We start from the raw sequence: 17,782 nt of genomic DNA, 5'->3' as shown, positions 1-17,782 counted from the left end.
GATGCGGCGGCCGACGCCTCGGCATCCCGCCACGCGGACGCACGGACTCGCGCGAGGCCGTCGGGGGCGGCCCCGTATCGGCCACCGGCGTGGACGGGCAGCGCGAGGGCCCGAGGCGAGAGGACGCGTGGAACGACGGAAGCGAGGAGGCGCGGCGTCGGGACGCGCGGGCGCGTGGTGCAGGCGACCGCGGTGCGGCAAGCGAAAGGTCAGCGGACTACGCGGCCGCGCAGGACGATGCGGCGGGGGCGGAGCAGGGTGGTGAGGTCGGTGCGGGGGTCCTCGGCGTACACGACCAGGTCGGCCAGGCCGCCCTCGATCAGGCCCGGGAAGCCCAGCCACGCGCGGGCGCCCCACGAGCCCGCGCGCAGGACGGCCTCGGCCGACAGGCCCGCCTCGCGGTGCAGCAGGAGCATCTCCTCGGCGGCCAGGCCGTGCTCGATGCCGCCGCCCGCGTCGCTGCCTACGTAGATCGGGACGCCTGCCTCGTGGGCGGCGCGCACGATCGACGGGAAGCGGTCGCGCAGGGCGAGCATGTGGCGGGCGTACGCCGGGAACTTGTCCTCCGCCTGAGCCGCGATCCCGCCGAACGTGGCGATGTTGATCATCGTGGGGACCAGGGCCGTACCGCGGCTGGCCATCTCGTCGATGTCCGACTCGTTCAGGCCGGTGCCGTGCTCGACGGAGTCCACGCCCGCGCGGACCAGGGCAGCTACGGACTCCTCGGCGAAGGTGTGGACCGCGACCCGCGCGCCCGCGGTGTGGGCGGCCTCGATCGCGCCGGCCATCGCGGCGACGTCCCACGCGGGCGCAAGGTCGCCGACGCCGCGGTCGATCCAGTCGCCGACGAGCTTGACCCAGCCGTTGCCGAGGCCGGCCTGGCGGGTGATCTCGCCGGGCAGGTCCGCCTCGCCGACCTCGACCCCGATGTCGCGCAGGTACCGCTTCGGGGGCGCCACGTGCCGCCCGGCGCGCACCAGGCGGGGCGTGTCGGGGTCGTCGTCCAGGGAGGCATACGGGATCGGAGACCCGGCGTCGCGAATCGCAAGGACGCCCGCGTCGCGGTCCACGACGGCGAGCGACCGCGCCTGGTCTACGCCGTCGGAGGGCCGGCCGCCGGGCTGGATGCCGAGGTGACAGTGGGCGTCCACGAGGCCGGGCAGGATGTACCCCTCGTCGGCGACCGTGAGTGCCCCGGCGACCGGCGAGAACGTCACGCGGTCGCCGACCAGCCAGAGGTCGCGGCGCTCGCCGGAGGGCAGCAGCGTCCCCCGCACATGCAGCGCCGGACCGGTCTCTGCTCCCCGCGCGGACGCGCCGCTGACGCTCGCCTCGGACACGCCGCCGGCACCCCGCGCGGACGCACTGCCGGTGCCGGTGCGGGTGCCGGTGCCAAACTCAGGCGCGGTGCTCGAGGCCGGCGCAGGCGTCAGGGACCGCTCCGCTGCCGGTCGAACGGTTAGCGCGCCTTCTTCGGTGGGCTGGGCGTCAGGAGTCCTTGTCACGCTTCTGCAGCTTCGAGAAGTCGATCTTCGGAAGGCGGAAGCCCGGGGGCATGCCCGCGGCGTTGGGGTCCATCGCGGCGGGGTCGAAGCCCGGCGGCAGCTGCGGCATGCCGCCGCCGATGCGGGGCTGGCGCATGCCGCCACCGGCGTTGCCGCCCTTGGTGCCCTTGCGCTTGTTCTTCGGCGACTTGGTCGCCTTGCGGCGGCCTCCGGGCAGGCCCATCATGCCGCCCATCTGCTTCATCATCTTCTGCGCGTCGGCGAAGCGGGTGAGCAGCTGGTTGACGTCGGTGACCGAGACGCCCGAGCCGTTGGCGATGCGCACGCGGCGGGAGGCGTTGAGGATCTTCGGGTTGGTGCGCTCCTTCGGGGTCATCGAGCGGATGATCGCCGTGACCCGGTCGAAGTGTTTGTCGTCGATCTCGGCCAGCTGGTCCTTCATCTGGTTCATGCCCGGCATCATGGCCAGCACGTTGGCGATCGGGCCCATGCGGCGCACCGCCTGCAGCTGCTCCAGGAAGTCCTCAAGCGTGAAGTCCTCGCCGCCCATGAGCTTGGCGGCCATCCGCTCCTTCTCGTCGTCGGCGAAGGCGCTCTCCGCCTGCTCGATGAGAGTGAGCACGTCGCCCATGCCGAGGATGCGCGAGGCCATCCGGTCGGGGTGGAAGACGTCGAAGTCCTCGAGCTTCTCGCCGGTGGACGCGAACATGATCGGCTGGCCGGTGACGTGGCGGACGGAGAGCGCGGCGCCACCGCGCGCGTCGCCGTCGAGCTTGGAGAGCACGACGCCGGTGATGCCGACGCCGTCGCGGAAGGCCTCGGCGGTGGTGACCGCGTCCTGGCCGACCATGGCGTCGATGACGAACAGGACCTCGTCGGGGTCGACGGCATCGCGGATGTCGGCGGCCTGCTGCATCATCTCGGCGTCGATGCCGAGGCGGCCGGCGGTGTCGACGATCACGATGTCGCGCATCTGGCGCTTCGCGTGCTCCATGGAGTCGCGGGCGACCTGGACGGGGTTGCCGACGCCGTTGCCGGGCTCGGGCGCGTACACCTCGACGCCGGCGCGGCCGCCGAGCACCTGCAGCTGGTTGACGGCGTTGGGGCGCTGGAGGTCGGCGGCGACGAGCAGCGGCTGGTGGCCCTGGCCTTTGAGCCAGCGGGCGAGCTTGCCGGCGAGGGTCGTCTTACCGGAGCCCTGCAGACCGGCGAGCATGATCACGGTCGGCGGGTTCTTGGCGAACTGCAGCCGGCGCGCCTCGCCACCGAGCGTCGCCACGAGCTCCTCGTGGACGATCTTGATGACCTGCTGGGCCGGGTTGAGCGCCTGTGACACCTCCGCGCCCCGCGCCCGCTCCTTGAGCCGCGCGATGAAGGACTTGACCACGGGCAGCGCGACGTCGGCCTCGAGCAGCGCCAGGCGGATCTCCCGCGCGGTCGCGTCGACGTCGGCGTCGGTGAGCCGTCCCTTGCTCCGCAGCTTCGAGAAGATGCCGGAAAGCCGGTCACTCAGGGTGTCAAACACGACAGATCCGTCCTCGGTGTAGGAGTCCCTTGAAGGGTACGCGACCGCGGACAGTGCGGCGCGACCCGCGACGACGCGCGCCACGCCGTCCGCAAATCGGACGAAACGCTAGAAAGCCGACCGCCGGAGCGCGGGCGAGGCATCAGGAGGGGGTCGCGGCCTTCAGCACCGCCGCCTCCACACGCAGCCGCGCGGCCGCGTCCCACTCGCCCTCCAGGTAGAAGGCGTCCACCACCTCGCCGCCCAGGGTGGAGATGCGCGTCGAGCGCACGTCGGCGCCGATGTCGCCCAGCGCGCTCGCCACCCGGAACAGCAGCCCCGGCGTGTCCGTGGCGCGCAGCTCCAGCACGGTGGCGTCCGTCGCCGCCGACGTCGGCTGCCACACCACGCGCGGGGGCGCGGTCGCGGTGCCGCGGCGGGACGAGCGCTCGCGGGCCGCCAGGCGTTCGGCCACCGGCAGGTCGCCGGTCACGGCGCGGCGCAGGTCGGAGACGACGGCGTCGCGGTCGATCTCGCCGCCGTAGCGGGGCTGCACCGCACAGACCATCCGCGCGAGGCCGTCCACGGTCGCGGTGTCGGCGGTCACGACGTCGAGGCGATGCAGGGAGAGGCAGCCGGCCACGGCCGCGAGCAGGCCACGACGGTCGTGGGCGGTCACCGACACCGAGTCGGTCTCCAGGTGTACCGCCGGCAGCTTCGCCGGCACCGCGAGCCCGGCGACCGGCGAGGGCGGCGGTGCGACGACGCCGGTGTCCAGCGCGCGCTCGACGTGGCGGACGAGCTCGGCGATGAGCCGGCCCTTCCAGTCCGACCAGGCCGCGGGGCCGGTCGCCACCGCGTCCGCGCGGGCGAGGGCGTGCAGGAGCGACAGCGTGGAGGCCTCGCCCACGGCGCCGGCGACGGTCGCGATGGTCTGCGGGTCGGACAGGTCGCGGCGGGTGGCCGTGTCGGGGATGAGCAGGTGGAGGCGCACCACCTTCTCCACCTGGGCGACGTCGGCGGCGCTGAGGCCGAGGCGGCCGGCCACGGCCGCGGCGATGGGCGCGCCGACGATGCTGTGGTCGCCGGGCAGGCCCTTGCCGATGTCGTGCAGCAGGCCGCAGAGCACGAGCAGGTCGGGGCGATCGACGTCGCGGGTGAGCCGTGCGGCCTGGCGGGCGGTCTCGACCAGGTGGCGGTCGACGGTGAACAGGTGGACCGGGTTGTGCTGCGGCAGGCTGCGCACCCGTGCCCACTCGGGCAGCCAGTTGACGACGAGGCCGTACCGGTCGCAGGCCTCCCACACCGAGATCATCGCCGGGCCGCTGCCCAGCAGGGTGAGCAGGGCGTCGCGCGCGGGAGCGGGCCAAGGGCGGGGCATGGGGCCGGCGAAGCCGCCGAGCCACTCCAGGGTGGCGTGCGAGATGGGCAGGTCGGCGCGGGCGGCGGCCGCGGCGACGCGCAGGGGCAGGGCCGGGTCCGGCCGCGGGGTCACGGCGGCGCGGGCCAGGACGACCTCGCCGCGCTGCTCGACCACGTCGCGGGCGAGGGGGCGTCGTTCGGCGTGGCCGCGGGTGCTCGGGGCGGCCCAGCGCTCCACGGCGCGCCAGGCGTCGTCGCTGGCGTACGCGATGGTACGGGCGGACTCGGCGATGCGGCGCAGGACGTCGTCGCGGTCGCCGTAGCCGAGCATCTCGGCGACCTCGTCGCGATCCTGCGCGAGGAGGCGGTCGACGCGGCGTCCACGCACGGTGTGCAGGGCGTCGCGGACGTCGAGGAGGGTGCGGTGGGCGCCGCGGACGGCGGGGCGGGGGCCGTCGGCGACCCCGGCGAAGCCGATGCCGCGCAGGACCCCGAAGTCCCGCAGGCCTCCGCGCGACTCCTTGACGTCGCCTTCGAGGAGGAACGCCAGCTCGCCGTGGGCCTTCCAGCGGTCCTGGGTGAGGGTGCGCAGGCCGGGCAGCAGATGGCGGGCCTCCCGGCGCCACTGGGCGACGGCGTCGGCGTGCAGTGCGGTGAGGATCTGGGCGTCGCCCGCGACGAGGCGGGCGTCGAGCAGGCCGAGGGCCGCCTTGAGGTCCTCGCGGGCCACGGCGAGCGCCTGAGCCGGGCTGCGCGTGGAGTGGTCCAGGGCGAACTTGGCGTCCCAGATCTGGTACCAGATGACGCGCCCGAGCTCGTCGGCCGCCGCCTCGTCCCCCGGCCCGCCCGGGTGCAGCAGCACCAGGTCGAGGTCGCTGCGCGGGGCACACTCGCGTCGGCCCAGGCCACCGACGGCGACGAGGGAGGCACCGGAGGTACAACCTCCGGCTTTTGAAAAGAGCTCTCCGAGCCACTCGTCGATCGCGTCCGAGCGCTCGGCACGCGCGTCGGCGCCCGCCCCGGTGGAAAGGACCGGAACGGGCGCCGACGGATGTGTCATGTGATGAGGATAGAGATCAGCAGCGGCTCAGAGCGCGTCGAGCCCGCGCTCGCCGGTGCGGACCCGGACCACCTCGTCGACCGAGGTGACCCACACCTTGCCGTCACCGATCTTGCCGGTGCGGGCGGCGGTGACGATGGCGTCCACGACCTTCTCGAAGTCGAGCTCGTCGGTGACGATCTCGACCCGGATCTTGGGGACGAACTCCACCGTGTACTCCGCACCGCGGTAGACCTCGGTGTGGCCCTTCTGACGGCCGTAGCCCTGGACCTCGCTCACGGTGAGGCCCGCCACGCCGAGCGCGTGGAGCGCCTCTTTCACCGCGTCGAGCTGATACGGCTTGATGACCGCGGTCACCAGCTTCATGCCCATTCCCTCCGACATCCCTCGACGCTAACCGGCTACCGATTCCGACGCCGGGGCTTCCGCCGCCGACGCAGGGGTCTTGCTTGTACCGACGCCCGCCAGGGCGAACGCTCCGGCGCTGCCGCCGCTGTTCGGCGTCGTGTCGTAGGCGCTCTCCGCGTGCTCGGCGATGTCGATGCCCTCGACCTCGGCCTCGGTGCTCACCCGGAAGCCGATCGTCTTCTGGATGACGAAGGCGAGGATGAAGGCGACGGCGAACGAGTAGACCGTGACCATAGCGCTCGCACCGGCCTGCGCGCCGAGCTGGTGGACGCCACCGCCCATGAACAGGCCGTTCTTGGCGCCACCGAGCGCCGGGTCACTGATGTACGAGTTGAGCTTGTCGTTGGCGAAGAGGCCGATCCACAGCGAGCCGATCCACCCGCCGACGAAGTGGACGCCGACCACGTCGAGCGAGTCGTCGAAGCCGAAGCGGTACTTCAGGCTGACCGCCAGGGCGCAGACGATGCCCGCGACGAGGCCGAGGAGCACGGCCGCCCACGAGTCGATGAAGCCACAGGCGGGGGTGATCGCGACGAGGCCCGCGACCGCGCCGGACGAGGCGCCGACGAGGGTGGGCTTGCGGTCGCGAATCCACTCGACGATGACCCAGCCGAGCAGGGCGGCGGCGGTGGCGACCTGGGTGTTGACGAACGCGAGGCCGGTGACGCCGTCGACCGTCAGCTCGGAGCCGGCGTTGAAGCCGAACCAGCCGAACCACAGCAGGCCGGCGCCGAGGGCGACGAAGGGCACGTTGTGCGGCTTCATGCTCTCCCGCGGCCAGCCGATGCGCTTGCCGAGGACAAGAGCGACACCGAGGGCGGCCGCGCCGGCGTTGATGTGGACGGCGGTACCACCGGCGAAGTCGAGCGGGTGCAGGTGCTGGTAGATCCAGCCGCCGCCCCAGACGTTGTGCGCGACCGGGAAGTAAACAAGGGTGGCCCAGCCGAACGCGAACAGCAGCCAGCCGCCGAACTTCGCGCGGTCGGAGATGGCGCCGCTGATCAGCGCGACGGTGATCACCGCGAACGTCATCTGGAAGACCATGAAGACGTACGTCGGGATTCCGTTACCGCTGGGGTTGTCCGTGGTCGCGAGCCACATCTGGTCGATGTAGGTCTTGCTGCCGAAGTACTGGCCGAGGTCGCCGAAGAGGCCCCCGGCGCTGTCGGCGCCGAACGATGCGCTGAAGCCGTAGAACAGCCACAGGATGCTGACGAGCCCGATTGTCGAGAAGCTCATCATCATCATATTGAGGACGCCTTTATTGCGGTTCAGGCCCCCGTAGAACAGGGCCAGGGCCGGCGTCATCAGCAGCACCAGAGCGGTCGAAACGAGTAGCCACGCGGTGTGGCCCGGATTAATGGTCGCTTCAGGCACGCGGGCCTCCTGGTAGTCGAGATCCTCCCTCCCGACCTTCGAGGCAGCGTTGCCCTCCAGCCGGTTGCGCGAGAGCTTGTCGGGCTCACGTTTCGCGCACCGGCGCTGCGCGGTTTCTACCGCGTCACGTCATGTTTCCAGCGTGTGAAGAAAGGCTCACACAACGGAGACGTACTAGCGGAGCGCGTACTCCAGCGTGTGTCGCTCGTAATCGATGAGCCGCAGGTCACGCACCGGACGCCGGAGATGCCCCTTGTGCACGATGCGCACGAAAGCGGGGTCGCCGGCGGCCGCCATGCGTCGAATGCCCTCGATGTGATCGACGATGCGTTTCCGAATGACGCGCACGAGGCGATGACGGTCGCGCGGCGTCAGCCCGTAGGCGTCGGCGAACATGCGCAGCCGGCGCGGGCGGTTCGGGCGCTTCCAGCCCAGCGTGTAGGAGTCCCGGTCGGAGAACAGCGGCACCCAGGTCCACGCCGCGTACGCGACGTCGTAGATCCGCGCCCCGGGCGAGGCCAGGTCGAAGTCGATGAGCGACAGCGTGCCGTCCGGGCGCCAGATGACGTTGTGGGGCGCCGCGTCGTGGTGGCAGATGACCTCGGTGTCCGGCGGCGGGGGGCCGAACGAGCGCCAGACCGCGCTCGGGGGCGGCCGGAAGCCCGCCTGGGCGTCGTGGAACATGCGCAGCATGGTCGCGACGGTGACCATCGCCTCGTCGGTCACCCAGTGCGGGGCCAGCGGGTACTCGCCGCACTCACCCTCGAGGTACTGCAGCACCTCGCGGCCGCGTTCGTCGATGCCGAAGGCGCGCGGTGCGCCGGTGAACCCGACGTACTCCAGGTGGCGCAGCAGCGCGTGCACCGCGGGCGTCCACGGGCCCGCGTTGCGGCGCACGGTGTCGCCCGAGCGCACCACGACGGAGGTGTTCCCACCGTGGAGCGGGATCTCCTGCTGCGTCACGTCTTCGTCCTTCGCCTGACCTGACCGGGGGGAACCGAGCTGTACTGCCGTCTGCCGGCCGCCGGAAGCACGCGGCCGGGCCTTACCGTCTCAACGTACCGTCCGAGGTTACGCGTCCGCGCCAATGAGGGCGTCGACGAACTGTCGGGCATCGAACGGAGCAAGGTCATCGGGGCCCTCCCCGAGACCGACCAGCTTCACCGGAATGCCCAGTTTGCGCTGTACCGCAATCACGATGCCGCCCTTGGCCGTGCCGTCGAGCTTGGTCAGTACGACGCCGGTGACGTCCACCACCTCGGTGAACACCCGCGCCTGCTCGAGACCGTTCTGCCCCGTCGTGGCGTCGAGGATGAGCAGCGTCTCGTCCACCGGCCCGTGCTTCTCCACGACCCGCTTGACCTTGCCGAGCTCGTCCATCAGGCCGACCTTGTTCTGCAGCCGACCGGCCGTGTCGATCAGCACCGTGTCCACACCCGCGTCAATACCCCGTTTGACCGCATCGAACGCCACCGAGGCGGGATCCGCCCCTTCGGGGCCGCGCACGACGTCGGCGCCGACCCGCCCGGCCCACGTGGCCAGCTGCTCGGACGCGGCCGCGCGGAAGGTGTCGGCGGCGCCGAGGACCACCGTGTGCCCGTCGGCGACAAGCACCCGGGCGATCTTGCCGCAGGTGGTGGTCTTGCCCGCGCCGTTGACGCCGACGACGAGCAGCACCGCGGGGCGCCCGTCGCGCGGGGTCGCGGCCAGGGAGCGGTCCATCTCCGGCTGCAGGGCCGCGACGAGCTCGTCGGCGAGCATGCCGCGCAGGTCGGACGCGGTGGCGGTGCCGTGGATGCGGGCCCGCTCGCGCAGCTTGGCGACGATGTCGGTGGTCGCCTGGACGCCGACGTCGGCGCCGATCAGCGTCTCCTCGATCTCCTCCCAGGTGTCGTCGTCGAGCTTGTCGCGGGCGAGCAGGGCGAGCAGGCCCTTGCCGAAGACGTTCTGCGAGCGGCTCAGGCGCGCGCGGAGGCGCACGAGGCGGCCGGCCGTCGGCTCGGGCGTCTCGATCTCCGGCGCCGGGGGTGCGGCCGGCGGCTCCTCGACGACGACGGGCGCGGGCGCGGGGGCCTCGATCACCGTCGGGGGCTCGGGCTGCTCCTTCCGCTCGATCTCCGGCTTGACCTCCGGCGGGGCTGGGGGCAGCGTCGGAGGCTTGCGGAAACGGGGCGCGATCAGCGCAAGGGTGGCCCCGATCATGACGACTAGCAGCACCAGGCCGAAGACGATGTACGACTCCATGGCTCGAATCCTCCCAGACGCGGTGCCCGGGGGCCTGCAGTGGCGCCGAGACCGGCCGAGCAGGATCATTCGGGTTGCACACCGCCTCACCCCAAGTAGGCCCGGAGGTCGCATCGTCATGTCCGAAACCGAGCTCGACCACGACCGCGGCCCGCTGGTGCTCGGCCCGGTGCTGCGGCGCGTCGAGGGCGACCGGGCGACGGTCTGGGTGGAAACCGCGCGACCGGCGACCGTGGAGGTGGACGCCGCGCCCGCGGGCGGGGCGGCCCGGACGTTCAGCGTGCACGGGCACCACTACGCGCTGGTCGTGGTGGACGGGCTGCCGCCGGACGCGGTCACGTCGTACCGCGTGCGCATCGACGGCGTCGAGGTGTGGCCGGCGCCCGACGACCAGTGCCCGCCCCCGGTGATCCGCACCCGTCCGGCGGGGGCGCCCGTGCGGCTGGTTTTCGGTTCGTGCCGCGAGGCGAGTCCGCTCAGCGTCACGCGGTACCCCCCGGACGCGCTCGACGCCTACTCGGCGCGGCTGATCGAGTCCATCCGCTCGGACGCGCCCACCGAGTGGCCCGACCTCCTGGTGTTGCTCGGCGACCAGGTGTACGCCGATGAGACCCCAGAGAAGATCCAGCGCTGGCTCAAGCGGCGCCGGCGGCAGCGCCGCGCGGACGCGCCCACGACGCAGGTGGTGGACTTCCACGAGTACACGAAGCTCTATCTCGACTCCTGGGGCGACCCCGAGATCCGCTGGCTGCTCTCGACCGTCCCCAGCGTGATGATCTTCGACGACCACGAGATCATCGACGACTGGAACACGTCGCAGCGCTGGCGCGAGCAGATGGCCGGGCTCAGCTGGTGGCCGCAGCGCATCCAGGCGGGGCTCGCGTCGTACTGGGTGTACCAGCACATGGGCAACCTGGCCCCGAGCGCGCTGGCCGAGTGCCCCGTCTACGCGGCCGTGAGCTCGACGGGCGACGCGACCGAGATCCTCGACGACTTCGGCACGCGCGCCGACCGCGACCGCGCGGCGGCGTACCGGTGGAGCTACGTCCTCGACATCGACCGCACCCGCCTCGTTGTGCTCGACAACCGCGCCGCCCGCGAGCTCGAGCAGGGCAAGCGCGCGATGCTGCCCGACAGCGAGTGGGCCTGGTTCGCCAAGCAGCTCCCGGGCGACTACGACCACCTGGTGATCGGCTCCTCGCTGCCGTGGCTGCTGCCGCCGGCCATCCACCACCTCGAGGCCGCGACCGAGCGGCTGGCCGAGTCGCCGCGCGGCTGGGTGGGCCGATTCGGGGAGAAGCTGCGCCAGGCGGTGGACCTCGAGCACTGGGCGGCGTTCGGGCGCTCCTTCGAGGCGCTGAGCGCGATGCTGGCCCAGATCGGCGCCGGGCATGGCGGCGTGTCACCGGCACCGGCGTCGATCAGCGTGCTCTCGGGTGATGTTCATCACTCCTACGCCGCGCGGGCCGACCTGGGCTCCGAGGTGGAGAGCGCGGTCCACCAGCTCACGTGCTCGCCGGTGCACAACGACATGCCGAAGCTCGTCCGGCCCGCCATGAAGTTCGGCTGGAACCCGCCGGCGGCCCGGATGATGCGCTCGGTCGCGCGGTCACTGGGGCTGCGCAAGCCGCCGGTGCGGTGGCGCAAGACGGCCGGGCCCTACTTCGGCAACGCGGTCGGGCTGCTGCTGCTGGAGGGGCGCTCGGCGCACGTGGCGATCCAGGGCACCCGGCCGGACAAGACCCTGGGCGAGGTGGCCGCGCTCAAGCTGAGCTGACGTGCGGGTACGTCACCGCCGGCTCGTTGAGGTCCGCCCAGGCCCAGTGGGTCGCCACCCGGGCGCGCCCGGTGAGATATGCCACAGCCGGCTCGCGGATCGGGGCGAACCACATCCGGCCCAGCCGGTCGACGGCCTCCTCCAGCGGCACCCACGCGCCCGAGCCGTCGTGCGGGCCGACACCGGTCACCTCGAAGCCCAGCATCTCGTACTCGACCCCGCCCGCCGGGTAGCGAGCCACCCAGAGCAGCCGCTCGGCGAGCACGGACGCGAAGCCCGCCTCCTGGCTGACCTTGGCCAGCACCGGCTCGCCCGGCTCCACGGCGCCGCCCGGGAGCGCCCAGTCCGGCGGGTCGCTGATGAGCAGAACGTCCTTGCCGCGGCGCAGCACGGCGCCCACGGCGAGCTGATGACCGGTCACGCTTCACAGTAGGCCCCGCGCCGCCCGGCATACGATCACCGGCATGAGCTTTTACGACGTCGAAATCGCCGACCTGCAGGGCAAGCCGCTCGATCTCGGGCAGTTCCGCGGGCGGCCGGTGCTCGTGGTCAACGTCGCGTCCCGCTGCGGGCTGACGCCGCAGTACGCCGATCTCGAGGCGCTGCACAAGGAGTACGAGGGCCGCGGGTTCTCGGTGCTGGGCGTGCCCTGCAACCAGTTCGCGGGCCAGGAGCCGGGGACGTCCGAGGAGATCGCCGAGTTCTGCAGCACCACCTACGGTGTGACGTTCCCCATGACCGAGAAGGTCGAGGTCAACGGCGAGGGCCGGCACCCGCTCTACGACCTGCTGACCCCGGTGGCGGATGCCGAGGGGCACACTGGCGACATCCGGTGGAACTTCGAGAAGTTCCTCATCGCGTCGGACGGCACGGTCGCCGCTCGCTTCGGGCCGCGTACCGAGCCCAAGGCCGGCGACGTCGTCCAGGCGGTCGAGGCCGCCATCTGACCGTGGGCTACGGGGCCCGGCGCCTGCCTTCGACCGCGGGTAACGGGCCCGGCCTACAGGCCGAGCGCCCGGCGCGGATAGGTGAGGTCGTCACCGGGCGTGTAGCGGTACGCCGAGAGACCCGCCGCCCGCGCGCCGCGGATCATCCGGTCGGTGTCGTCGACCAGCAGGCAGCGCGGCGGCGGGGTGGCGATCAGGGCGCAGGCCGCCTGGAAGTACTCCTTGGCCGGCTTGTGCACGCCCAGCTCGGCCGAGAGCGCGACCGCGTCGAACTCGCCGGTCAGGCCGAACGAGGCGAGCACGTCGTGGAACTCGATCGTCGCGTTGGTCGCGAGGCACACGGGCAGGCCCGCGGCGCGCACGTCGCGGACGAAGGCGAGGACGTCCGTGGCGACATCGCCCGGGTACACCTCCCACTCCGCCATGAGCTCGGCGGCCCGCCCGGGGCCGCCGACGCGGGGCGCCAGGTCGGCGGCGACGGTCGCGAGCCACTCGGCGCGCGTCATGCGGCCCGTGATGGCCGGCAGCAGGCGATCCCATTCGAGGGCCATGTCGAGAACCGTGCCGGGCTCCAGGCCGTACCGCTGCTCGATCTTGGCATTGGTCGAGGGGTCGAACGTGCGCAGGACCCCGTCGAAGTCGATGAGCAGGGCCGTGGGCCGTTGAGTCACGCTGCCTCTTCCGTCCGCAGGCGCTGCGAGATCACCTCGGTGACGCCCGATCGCATGGTGACGCCGTAGAGGGCGTCGGCGACCTCCATCGTGCGCTTCTGGTGAGTGATGATGATCAGCTGGCTGCGCTCGCGCAACTGCTCGAAGAGGGTGATGAGGCGGCCCAGGTTGACGTCGTCCAGGGCGGCCTCGACCTCGTCCATGATGTAGAACGGGCTGGGGCGGGCGCGGAAGATCGCGCAGAGCAGGGCGACGGCGGTCAACGACCGCTCGCCGCCGGAGAGCAGCGACAGGCGCTTGATCTTCTTACCGGGCGGCCGGGCCTCGACCTCGATGCCGGTGGTGAGCATGTCCTCGGGGTCGGTGAGCACGAGGCGGCCCTCGCCGCCCGGGAAGAGCACCGAGAAGACCTGCTCGAACTCGCGGGCGGTGTCGTGGTACGCGCTGGTGAACACCTCGAGGATGCGGTCGTCCACGTCCTTGACCACGGTGAGCAGGTCGCGGCGGGTGGCCTTGAGGTCCTCGAGCTGGTCGGAGAGGAACTTGTACCGCTCCTCCATCGCCGCGAACTCCTCCAGCGCCAGCGGGTTGACCTTGCCCAGGAGGTTCAGCTCGCGCTCGGCCTTGGCGGCTCGCTTCTCCTGGGTGGCGCGGTCGTACGGCACCGGCTCGGGCACGGGCCGCCGCTCGGCCTCGGCCGCGGCGACGTCGGGCGCGGTCGGCGGGACGGGCAGGTGCGGGCCGTACTCGGCGACGAGGGTGTCGGCGTCGAGCCCGAACTCCTCGGCGGAGCGGGCCTCGAGCTGCTCGATGCGCATGCGCTGCTCGGCGCGGGCGACCTCGTCGCGGTGCACGGCGTTGGTGAGCCGGTCGAGCTCGGACGTGAACTGCTTGGCGCGCCCGCGCACGTCGCTCAGGGCCGACTCGCGCTCGGCGCGCGTCGCGGCCAGGCTGTCGCGGGTCTCCTGTGCCTCGGCGATCGACTCCTCGAGCCGTTCCAGGGCGAACGCGGCGCCCTCGGCGACGGCCTGGGCGATGCGGGCGCCGCGGGCGCGGGTGGCCTTACGGGCGGCGGCGCGCTCCCGGGCGGCCCGTTCGGCGGCGGCCTGGCGCAGCAGCCCGTCCGCACGGCCGGCGAGGGCGCCGACGCGCTCCTCGGCGGTGCGCACGGCGAGCCGCACCTCCATCTCCTGCTGGCGCGCGACCGGCACCTCGTCGGCGAGGTCGTCGCGCTCGTGCGTGGAGGGATCGTCGTCGACCGGCGTGGACTCGGCCAGGGCCAGGCGCTCCTCGAGCTCGGCGAGGCTGGCGCGGCCGGACTCGCGGGCCGACTCCGCCTTGTTCTTCGCCGCGGCGTGCCGCTCGACCTCGGCCCGGGCCGACTTCGCGGCGGCGCCGAGCTCGGCGAGGCGACGCGCGGCCGCGTTGCGGACGCTGTCGGCCTCCTTCTTGGCCGCCGCGGTCTCGGCGACCGCCTGCTTGGCCGAGGTGGCCGCGTTACGGGCCAGGGCGAGCAGCTCCCGCGCCTCGGCGACGCGCCGCTCGGCGTCGACCTTCTGCTGGCGGGCCTCGTCGACGGCCGCCTGCACCTCGATGAAGCTGGGTTGCTTGCCGGAGCCGCCAGCGGCGGCGTAGGCGCCGATGACGTCGCCGTCGGGCGTGACGGCGCGCAGCGCGGGCGCGTAGGAGACGATGCGGCGCGCGGTCGCGAGGTCGGGCGCGAACACGACGTCGCCGACGGCGCGCTCCAGCGCCGGGCGCAGCTCGTCGGGGAAGCGCACCAGGTCCATGGCCCAGGCCGCGCCCGGGGGCAGCGGCACCCGCTCGATCGGCGGGGCGTCGAGCATGGGCGCGGACGCGATGATCAGTGCGGCCCGGCCGGCGTCGTCCTGCTTGAGCATCTCGACGGCCGCGACCGCGCCCTCCACACCGGACACCGCGACGGCGTCGGCGAGGGCGCCCAGCGCGGCGGCCAGGGCGGCCTCGTGTCCGGTCTCGACGGACAGCAGGGCGGCGACGCTGCCGAGCAGCCCGGGGACGCGGTCGGAGCGGGCCAGCAGGGTGCCGGCGCCGTCCTTGCGGCGCAGGCCCATCGCGAGCGCCTCCTCGCGGGCCTTCCACTGCGCGGCGTCCTTCTCGGCGGCGCGTTCGGCATCGTTGTGCTGGCGCACCTCGTTGTTGATCGCGTCGAGCTCCTGGGTCGCCTCCTGGTGGCGCATCTCCAGGTCGGCGTTGGCGTTGTCGGCCACCGAGGCGCCCGCGCTAGCCTCGTCGTAGAGGCCCTGGGCCGCTTCCGCGCGCGCCTCGGCCTCGGCGAACTGGACCGTGAGGCGCTCGATCTCGTCGCCGGCGGCGTTCGCGCGGGAGCGCGCGGACTCGACCTGACCGGTGAGCTTGGCCAGCCCCTCGCGGCGGTCGGCGATGGCCTTGTGGGCCGCGACGATGGCCTTCTCGGCGAAGGCGAGGCGGCGCTCGAGGTCCTGGCGGCGCTCGACGGCCTCGGCGAGGCGCTCCTGGCTGGCCTCCAGCGCGGCGCGCAGCTCTTCCTCCTGCTCGCGGACCTTGTCGGCCTCGGCGGTGAGCTGGTCGGGGTCGCGCCCGGGCCGCTCGTCGACCGGAGCGGCGGCGAGGTTGCGGTGGCGCTCCGCGGCGAGCTGGTGCAGGGAGCGGTACCGCTCCTGCAGCGTCGAGAGCTGGTACCAGGTGTCCTGCGCCTCGGCCAGGACCGGCGCGTCGGCGGCGTGCTCGGCCTCGAGGGCGGCGAGGCGCTCGTTGATCGACTCGACCTCGGCCTCGACCTCCTCGCGGCGCGCGCGCAGGGCCGTCTCGTCGGCGATCTCGCGGTCGAGGGTCTCACGCAGCGTGTGCAGGTCGTCGGCGAGCAGTCGCAGCCGGGCGTCGCGCAGGTCGGCCTGGATGCCGGCGGCGCGCCGGGCGACCTCGGCCTGGCGCCCGAGCGGCTTGAGCTGGCGGCGCAGCTCGGTGGTGAGGTCACCGAGGCGGTTGAGGTTGGCCGCCATCGCCTCGAGCTTGCGGATGGCCTTCTCTTTGCGCTTGCGGTGCTTGAGGACGCCGGCGGCCTCCTCGATGAAGGCGCGGCGGTCTTCGGGGCGGGCGTGCAGCACGCCGTCGAGGCGGTTCTGACCGACGATCACGTGCATCTCGCGGCCGATGCCGGAGTCGGACAGCAGCTCCTGGATGTCGAGCAGGCGGCAGGAGTTGCCGTTGATCTCGTACTCGCTTTCACCCGAACGGAACATCCGGCGGGTGATCGACACCTCGGTGTAGTCGATCGGCAGCGCACCGTCGTTGTTGTCGATCGTGAGGGTGACCTCGGCGCGTCCCAAGGGGGCGCGGCTCGCGGTACCGGCGAAAATTACGTCTTCCATCTTTCCGCCGCGCAGCGCCTTCGCGCCCTGCTCACCGAGCACCCAGGAAATGGCGTCCACCACGTTGGACTTGCCGGAGCCGTTCGGCCCGACGACACAGGTGATGCCCGGCTCGAGCTTCAGCGTGGTGGTCGACGCGAAGGACTTGAAGCCCTTGGCCGTCAGGGTCTTGAGGTGCACGGATCTCCACGGTGGTCGAGGTGTGTTACCGGGCAGGCTACCGCCGGGACACTACCCTTCCCTGCAGTACCGCACACCATAATGCGCGTGTCGTGGACACAGCGCCCACTCTGACCCCTTGAGTAACCAACGGGACGACCGGGTCGTTACATGACTGCGCGCCGAGACCCAGAGGATGTCGGCGCGCGGGTTTACTGTGCAGTTCTGCGCAGGCTGCGGTGACCTGAAATCTTCAGGCCATCGCCGGCTCGGCGAGCCGGACCAGGTGGTCCGCCTCCGACGCCGCCGCGGCGAGCCGGTCGTTTTCGGCGCGGAGCCGAACAACCTCGAACTCGAGCGCCCGAACCTTGGCGCGCAGTTGGGTGACCTCGTCGACGAGGCGCCGGTCGGGCGCGCTGCCTACGTGGCCGTAGAGGGCCTTAGCCATATCGTCTCCTTGTTAAGCGCAGCCGGTCGATTCCGGCAAACGCGCGCCCAGCACCCGCGACCGAAGCACAAGGGCATAATTGGGCGCGACTGGCGACCCCTCTATGTTCCGTCCGGGGGGCGACTTAGTCAAGCGCAGAGGCACGCCAAACGTCCTGGCCAGGGTGTTCTCACTCACCCGGGTGCGTGATCCACACGCCGCGCCGATCGTGGCAGTGTGCCACCGGTTGCCCCGCGGCGCCACCGCAAAGTAGCGTCATGTCTGGGAAATCTGGGGACGACGGGACCGGGAGAGTGCGATGACGGGTCTCACTGCGAGACTCGGGCCCACCGGGATAGCCGCGATCGTCACCGCTGTGCTCATTGTCTTCGGCCTGGGCGCCGTGATCATTCCGGCGCTCGCCGGCGGCGGCGACTCCTCGACCCCGCACGCCGCCGCTCCGCCGCCCGACGTGGCGCCTCCGAGCGCTGCCGACACCAGCAGCGCGCCCGCGCCCACCACCGAGACGCCGACGACGGCCCAGACGACCCTCGTGGCCGCGAACTTCAACGCCGGCTACGAGGACCGCGTCGTGCAGCTGATCAACAGCGAGCGGCGCAAGAAGCGGTGCGAGGCCGTACAGGTCGACACGAAGCTGCGCAGCGCCGCGCGGGGGCACGCGGCGGACATGGCGGCCAAGGACTTCACCGACACCAGGGGCAGCGACGGCAGCAGCCCGCAGGACCGGGTCAACGCGGCCGGCTTCAGCGGCGGGTTCGCCGACGAGCTGACCGCCAAGGGCGGCGACGCGGGCGACGTCGTCAAGCACTGGCTGCGCGACGACAACGCGAAGGACACGCTGCTCGACTGCGACACCACATCGATCGGTGTCGGGGCCGCCATGCGCGGCCGCACGCCCTACTGGACCGTGGACACGGGCCGTGCTTGAGGG

General features: G+C 72.4%; 14 protein-coding genes. 3 read left to right on the top strand and 11 right to left on the bottom strand.

Features of this window, described 5'->3' with window-relative positions:
- Nucleotides 1–209: 209 nt before the first annotated feature.
- The 7 genes from AB0B76_RS05080 to ftsY form a co-directional block, all read right to left on the bottom strand.
- Nucleotides 210–1,340 (bottom strand): amidohydrolase family protein, encoded by a 1,131-nt coding sequence (locus AB0B76_RS05080; protein ID WP_360369516.1) that lies wholly within the window; start codon nucleotides 1,338–1,340, stop codon nucleotides 210–212.
- 148 nt (nucleotides 1,341–1,488) lie between these two features.
- Nucleotides 1,489–3,030 carry a signal recognition particle protein gene (gene ffh / locus AB0B76_RS05075; protein ID WP_360369513.1) on the bottom strand — a complete coding sequence of 514 codons (1,542 nt, stop codon included), beginning with the start codon at nucleotides 3,028–3,030 and terminating at the stop codon, nucleotides 1,489–1,491.
- 142 nt (nucleotides 3,031–3,172) lie between these two features.
- Nucleotides 3,173–5,431: a [protein-PII] uridylyltransferase gene (locus AB0B76_RS05070; RefSeq protein WP_360369510.1), complete on the bottom strand. Its 2,259-nt coding sequence runs from the start codon at nucleotides 5,429–5,431 to the stop codon at nucleotides 3,173–3,175.
- A gap of 27 nt (nucleotides 5,432–5,458) precedes the next feature.
- Entirely contained in the window at nucleotides 5,459–5,797 is a 339-nt protein-coding gene (locus AB0B76_RS05065) for a P-II family nitrogen regulator (protein ID WP_190249674.1), read from the bottom strand.
- A gap of 27 nt (nucleotides 5,798–5,824) precedes the next feature.
- Nucleotides 5,825–7,216, bottom strand: coding sequence for an ammonium transporter (locus tag AB0B76_RS05060; protein WP_360369507.1), 1,392 nt, complete (start codon nucleotides 7,214–7,216; stop codon nucleotides 5,825–5,827).
- Nucleotides 7,217–7,390: 174 nt separating this feature from the next.
- Nucleotides 7,391–8,179: an aminoglycoside phosphotransferase family protein gene (locus AB0B76_RS05055; protein ID WP_360369504.1), complete on the bottom strand. Its 789-nt coding sequence runs from the start codon at nucleotides 8,177–8,179 to the stop codon at nucleotides 7,391–7,393.
- 108 nt (nucleotides 8,180–8,287) lie between these two features.
- Complete coding sequence (gene ftsY, locus AB0B76_RS05050; protein ID WP_360369501.1) at nucleotides 8,288–9,460, bottom strand: signal recognition particle-docking protein FtsY; 1,173 nt, start codon at nucleotides 9,458–9,460, stop codon at nucleotides 8,288–8,290.
- Between the two features lie 118 nt (nucleotides 9,461–9,578).
- Here ftsY and AB0B76_RS05045 point away from each other — a divergent pair, with 118 nt between their 5' ends.
- Nucleotides 9,579–11,237: an alkaline phosphatase D family protein gene (locus AB0B76_RS05045; protein ID WP_360369498.1), complete on the top strand. Its 1,659-nt coding sequence runs from the start codon at nucleotides 9,579–9,581 to the stop codon at nucleotides 11,235–11,237.
- Here AB0B76_RS05045 and AB0B76_RS05040 read toward each other — a convergent pair.
- The gene (locus AB0B76_RS05040; RefSeq protein WP_360369495.1) at nucleotides 11,224–11,658 is read right to left on the bottom strand and encodes an NUDIX hydrolase; all 435 of its coding nucleotides are present in this window, start codon (nucleotides 11,656–11,658) and stop codon (nucleotides 11,224–11,226) included. The genes AB0B76_RS05045 and AB0B76_RS05040 overlap by 14 nt on opposite strands.
- A gap of 43 nt (nucleotides 11,659–11,701) precedes the next feature.
- On the opposite strand from AB0B76_RS05040, the gene AB0B76_RS05035 reads away from it, so the two are divergent.
- On the top strand, nucleotides 11,702–12,184 hold the full coding sequence (locus tag AB0B76_RS05035) for a glutathione peroxidase (RefSeq protein WP_360369492.1): 483 nt from the start codon (nucleotides 11,702–11,704) through the stop codon (nucleotides 12,182–12,184).
- 53 nt (nucleotides 12,185–12,237) lie between these two features.
- On the opposite strand, the gene AB0B76_RS05030 is transcribed toward AB0B76_RS05035, so the two are convergent.
- From AB0B76_RS05030 to AB0B76_RS05020, 3 genes are all read right to left on the bottom strand, one after another.
- Nucleotides 12,238–12,855 carry an HAD-IA family hydrolase gene (locus tag AB0B76_RS05030; protein WP_360369489.1) on the bottom strand — a complete coding sequence of 206 codons (618 nt, stop codon included), beginning with the start codon at nucleotides 12,853–12,855 and terminating at the stop codon, nucleotides 12,238–12,240.
- Nucleotides 12,852–16,424, bottom strand: coding sequence for a chromosome segregation protein SMC (gene smc, locus AB0B76_RS05025; RefSeq protein WP_360369486.1), 3,573 nt, complete (start codon nucleotides 16,422–16,424; stop codon nucleotides 12,852–12,854). Before smc ends, AB0B76_RS05030 begins: the two co-directional genes overlap by 4 nt.
- Nucleotides 16,425–16,656: 232 nt before the next feature.
- Nucleotides 16,657–16,851: a hypothetical protein gene (locus AB0B76_RS05020; RefSeq protein WP_360369483.1), complete on the bottom strand. Its 195-nt coding sequence runs from the start codon at nucleotides 16,849–16,851 to the stop codon at nucleotides 16,657–16,659.
- Nucleotides 16,852–17,206: 355 nt separating this feature from the next.
- On the opposite strand from AB0B76_RS05020, the gene AB0B76_RS05015 reads away from it, so the two are divergent.
- On the top strand, nucleotides 17,207–17,779 hold the full coding sequence (locus AB0B76_RS05015) for a CAP domain-containing protein (RefSeq protein ID WP_360369481.1): 573 nt from the start codon (nucleotides 17,207–17,209) through the stop codon (nucleotides 17,777–17,779).
- The last annotated feature ends 3 nt before the right edge of the window (nucleotides 17,780–17,782 follow it).

This window comes from Dactylosporangium sp. NPDC049140, assembly GCF_040648435.1.
Note: the sequence above shows the minus strand (reverse complement) of the source record. Positions and strands in the feature narration are given on the sequence as shown.